The 4,856-nt window shown below is 64.3% G+C and carries 4 protein-coding genes and 2 pseudogenes; 4 read left to right on the forward strand and 2 right to left on the reverse strand.

Features of this window, described 5'->3' with window-relative positions; translation table 11 throughout:
* Positions 1 to 351: pseudogene (locus tag EN991_RS23520) on the forward strand (dihydrolipoyl dehydrogenase); the annotation flags it as partial.
* Between the two features lie 853 nt (positions 352 to 1,204).
* Entirely contained in the window at positions 1,205 to 1,684 is a 480-nt protein-coding gene (locus tag EN991_RS23530) for a DUF2867 domain-containing protein (protein WP_164753487.1), read from the forward strand.
* A 10-nt stretch (positions 1,685 to 1,694) separates the two neighbouring features.
* Here EN991_RS23530 and EN991_RS23535 read toward each other — a convergent pair whose 3' ends face one another.
* Together EN991_RS23535 and EN991_RS23540 are read right to left on the reverse strand one after the other, a co-directional pair.
* The gene (locus tag EN991_RS23535) at positions 1,695 to 2,765 is read right to left on the reverse strand and encodes a TraB/GumN family protein (RefSeq protein WP_127369657.1); all 1,071 of its coding nucleotides are present in this window, start codon (positions 2,763 to 2,765) and stop codon (positions 1,695 to 1,697) included.
* Positions 2,766 to 2,995: 230 nt separating this feature from the next.
* Positions 2,996 to 3,934 (reverse strand): tyrosine recombinase XerC, encoded by a 939-nt coding sequence (locus tag EN991_RS23540; protein ID WP_024504979.1) that lies wholly within the window; start codon positions 3,932 to 3,934, stop codon positions 2,996 to 2,998.
* Between the two features lie 97 nt (positions 3,935 to 4,031).
* On the opposite strand from EN991_RS23540, the gene rimM reads away from it, so the two are divergent.
* Together rimM and EN991_RS23550 are read left to right on the forward strand one after the other, a co-directional pair.
* Positions 4,032 to 4,631 (forward strand): ribosome maturation factor RimM, encoded by a 600-nt coding sequence (rimM, locus tag EN991_RS23545; protein WP_013528858.1) that lies wholly within the window; start codon positions 4,032 to 4,034, stop codon positions 4,629 to 4,631.
* Positions 4,628 to 4,856: pseudogene (locus EN991_RS23550) on the forward strand (tRNA (guanosine(37)-N1)-methyltransferase TrmD); the annotation flags it as partial. The gene rimM and the pseudogene EN991_RS23550, both read left to right, overlap by 4 nt.

Genomic DNA, 4,856 nt, shown 5'->3' on the forward strand with positions numbered 1-4,856 from the left:
GTCTACACCAGCCCGGAAATCGCCTCGGTTGGCAAGACCGAGGAAGAATTGAAGAAGGCCGGCATCGACTACAAGATCGGAAAGTTCCCGTTCAGCGCCAATGGCCGGGCGCGCGCCATGCTGCACACGGACGGTTTTGTGAAGATCCTCGCCGACAGGCAAAGCGACCGCGTGCTCGGCGTGCATATCGTCGGCTTCGGCGCCGGCGAGATGATCCACGAGGCGGCGGTGCTGATGGAGTTCGGCGGTTCGTCGGAGGATCTCGCCCGCACCTGCCATGCGCATCCGACGATGTCGGAGGCGATCAAGGAGGCGGCGCTGGCGACGTTCTTCAAGCCGATCCACATCTAAAGCCCTTTCATAAACTCTACTCCGGCGGCCATCTGGCGAGGTTTTCTCCGCTTTCACAGCGCCGCACGTCCTCCTGGACGCTTAAAGGATGCTGTGACCCTTTTTGATTGGCGCATGATCCTCTCCGAAAATCGGACTGATCTTCGGGGTCATGCGCTGCTCACGGACCCAAATGTCCGCTGCGCTCCGGTTCTCGAAAACCACACCAGCTGACTCACCGGAGCGAGTTTCTGGAAAGGCCTTTCTGGCGGCCCCTACAAAACAAAACGGCCCGCTTTTCAGCGGGCCGTTCGTAACTGATATCGAGCCAATCACTGGGCCGGTGCAGGTGCCGGCGCAGGGGCTGGTGCCGGCGCAGGAGCCGGTGCGGGCGCGGGTGCCGGGGCAGGCGCCGGTTCTGCAGGTGCCGGAGCAGGCGCGGGCGCAGGTTCAGCCGGCTTCATCGGTTCCGCCGGTGCAGGCGCTGGGGCCGGTGTGCTGGCCGCCGGCGGCTCGGCGGGTGCCGGGTGCTCACCACTTCTTCCGAAAACATAATACGCGACAACCGCCAGAATAACGACGACCAGGGCAATCAGCCAACCGCTACCACCGCCGCCGCCACTTGGCCTTGGTGCGTTGGTGGACGAATTGAACGGGTCGTTTGGATTCGGTGTGTTCGCCATAAAAGTGTCCTCCGTGGATGAAAAATATCAATCAACACCATACAACGCGCAATCATTGAACTGGTTTCACGCTAGGGTTGGAAAACGCCAAAAACAAGGACAATCCTGCCCTTCCGCAGCCGGAGTGGCGTCGTTTCGCCACGCAGCGCGCCAAGTTTGCGTCTGTTAAGGTCGAATCAGAGGGTTTTGCCGTGACGAATTCGTCAGCTCAGCTTGTCCCGAATCACTGCGATGCTCTTGCCAGAGCCCAGTTCGCAGACCGCTATGTGCTGGTCACTGAAGGCCTTTCCTTAACCGCACTCGGCGCGGCCGAACGCGCTCTGGGGCGAACGCCGCCCTGGGTCGGCAGGCTCATGGCGCTGCGCAATCTTGCCGTCAGGCCGTTCCGGCTGAAGACGGGCCTGGAAACTGCGGTGTTGCCGTCGGGCCGGATCGGGATATTTCCGCTCATCAGCCAGTTTCCCGGCAAGGTTGTGCTTGGCCTCGACGACCGGCATCTCGATTTCCGTGTCCTGGTCGAAGTCAGGGATCTTGGCAGCGGCCGGCAAGAGGTGGCCGCGACGACGATCGTCAAGACGCACAATTGGCTCGGGCGCGCCTATCTCGCGATCATCATGCCGTTTCACCGGATGGTCGTTCCGGCGATGCTGGCCCAGATCCTGGCGAAGTAAGCTGAAGTCACTAAAGTCCGACAGGCGTGACGGTGTAACCGGCCTTGCGGAAACCCTCGACCAGGCCTTCGGGGCCGGGGAGGTGGAGGGCGCCGACCGCCATGAAGACATTGCCTTTGGCAAGGATCGGTTCGGCATGCTCGACCATCACCTTGTTGCGGCTGGTGATCATGGTTTCCTCGAACGCCGCATAGCCCGCGGGGTCGTCCTGTTGGTCCGGCATGGCCGCACGAAACAGCGGCCAGAACATGCCGGTGTCGCCACGCTGGTAGAGCACGATCATGGTTTCGTTGATGTCGTTGACCTTGTCGCCGAGCTTCAGCGTGTCGACGAGGCCCTTCATGTGAAACGCCAGCGGCAGCGAGGCCATGGCGCGCAGTTGGCCTTCAGCCGTCTCCAATCCTTCCACCGGCTTGCCGGAAGCCTTCGCGCCTTCCGCCAGCCTGACATCGAGCACCGGGGCGCCGCCTGACTGACGGGCCAGCTCGCAGGCCGGCAGTGCCATCATGGCCGAGAGCATCCACGGCTTCATCTTGGCAACCGTTGCCGGCGGAATGCCGCGTGCGTCGAGCGCGGTGTTCATGGCCGCCGCATCGTCGGGCGACAGTAGCGACGCCAGCGTCGTCGAATCCGTGAACATCATCAGGTCCGGCTCCTTGAGCATCGCTACCATCATCTTCTGCTTGTCGAGCACGTCGGTGGTTTCGATGACGATGGTGCCGGCGGCGTCATAGGCTTTCTGCGCTTCGGGAGGCAGCGTGGTGACGCGCGGGTCGGTCATATGCATGGTGCCGAACAGGAAGGACGGCTTCTCGCCGGGCTTTTCCAGCTTCCACAACAGGCCCTTGCCGTTCGGCGTCGCGGCGGCTTCCGCTTCGATCTTGCGGTAGGTCGCCGGATCGTTCTTCTGCAGGGCCGACAGCATGTCGGCACCGGTGCAGGTCGGGACTTCGGCATGCGCCTTGCCGGCCGCGAACAGCAGCACGGCGAGGAACGACAGGAAGAACAGAACATTGAGCGCGACGAGCAGCTTCAGCGACACGGAAGCAGCACGGTCGGCGATGGCTATGACGCGTTTCATGAGCCTCTTCTAGGACTGAAAAGCGGCAAAACGGTTAACCTGTGCTGAGAAATTGTCTTGGACTGGCTATCGCCCTCAACTGACGTCGATGGGGCTCATGCTTCAACGATTAGCGGAAACGCCCATTTCTTCGTCATCCCAGGGTCTCCGCGACGGAGCTTCGCTCCTGCTTCGCCCAGGGACGACGACGTTGGGGAGGCTTTCGGCCAAATGGTGAACGTTACCGGCGTTCACGCCCTGGGATGCGCCTGCTCATAAATCTCGAGCAGCCTCGCGGTGTCGACGCCGGTGTAGATTTGCGTCGTCGACAGGCTGGCGTGGCCGAGCAGTTCCTGGATGGTGCGCAAATCACCGCCGCGGCCGAGCAGATGCGTGGCGAAGGAATGGCGCAGCGCATGCGGCGTCGCGGTATCGGGCAGGTTGAGCGCCGAGCGCAGCTTGGCCATGTCGCGCTGGACGATGGCTGGGTTGAGCGGGCCGCCGCGGGCGCCGCGGAACAGCAGGCCCTTGGGGTCGAGATGGTAGGGGCAGAGCCGGCGATATTCGGCGATTGCCCTGAGCGCCACCGGCAGCACCGGCACCAGGCGCGTCTTGCCGCCCTTGCCGGCAACGCGCAGCACCGTGTCGGCCGCCGACGCCAGATCGGCGCCGGTCAGGCCGAGCGCCTCGGAAATGCGCAGGCCAGAGCCGTAGAGCAGCGTCAGCACGGCGGCGTTGCGGGCTGCGATCCAGGGTTCCTCCGCCAGTTGGCCTTCGATGGAAACGATATGCTTGGCATCGCTCGCCGTCAGCGGCTTGGGCAGCGATTTGGGCTGGCGCGGCGCGCGCAGTGCCGCCGCACCGGCCGCATTGGCGAGGCCGCGCCGCTCGAGGAAACGCAGCAGCGAGCGGATGCCGGCGAGACCCCGGCCCAGCGTGCGGGCGCCGGCACCGGCATTGCGCCGCGCCGCAAGGAAGCCGCGCAAATCCGCCGGGCGCAGATCGGCGATGTCCGAAATGCCGGGCGAGCCGCCGCAATGGCCGGTGAGGAAATGCAGGAACTGACGCGTGTCGCGCTCATAGGCTTCCACCGTCTCGGGCGACAGCCGACGTTCTCGCGCCAGCATCTTCAGCCAGCTTTCGCGCGCCGCCTGGAGATCGGGTTTGGCCGGGATGAGGAATTCCTGCATGGCGGCATTTTCGGATATTCGGGTTAGGAAGCGGTGAATAGCCCGTCATTGAAATGACAGCCGCGTGGGGCTAGAGCAGGCCAAAGGATATTTCGCCATGAGCAAGCTCCAGAATCCTGTCCAGATGGCCGTGATCGGCGCCGCCCATGGCATCAAGGGCGAATTGCGGGTGAAGACCTTCACCGGCGAGCCGCTGGCGCTGGCCGATTACGGGCCGCTCTACGCCAGGGACGGGCGCGCCTTCCAGATCGTCGACATCAGGCCCGCCAACACCGTCGTCGTGGTCCGTTTCAAGGGCATTGCCGACCGCAATGCGGCCGAGGCGCTGGCCGGCACGGAGCTGTTCGTCGACCGTTCGATGCTGCCGGACGATGGCGAGGAAGACGAATTCTACCATGCCGACCTCGTTGGCCTCGAAGTCCGCGACGACACGGGTGCCGTGCTTGGCAAGGTGGTCGCGGTGCACAATTTCGGCGGCGGCGACATTCTCGACGTGACGCTGGGCGGGCGCAAGGGCGTGCTGATCCCGTTCACACAGGCTGCCGTACCGCAAGTGTCGATCGCCGAGGGTTTTGTTCGTGTCGATCCGGCGGCAGCCGGGCTGGTCGATGACGAGGATGGCGGTGGTCCGCGTGAGGAAGACTTCGATCCGAAGGGCAGGCCGCGCGGACCGAGCGATGCCGGGGGCAACCGGTGAGTTTTTCCGCTTCGGTGCTGACGCTTTACCCCGAGATGTTTCCCGGCGCGCTCGGCCTGTCGTTGGCCGGCCGGGCGCTCGAGGCCGGGACGTGGTCGCTGGAGACGATCCAGATCCGCGACTTCGCCACCGACCGCCACCGCACCGTCGACGACACGCCCGCCGGCGGCGGCGCCGGCATGGTGATGCGCGCCGACGTGCTGGCGAAAGCCATCGACCATGCTT

It is taken from the genome of Mesorhizobium sp. M7A.F.Ca.US.005.03.2.1, from assembly GCF_003997795.1.
Classification (GTDB): Bacteria; Pseudomonadota; Alphaproteobacteria; order Rhizobiales; family Rhizobiaceae; genus Mesorhizobium; species Mesorhizobium ciceri.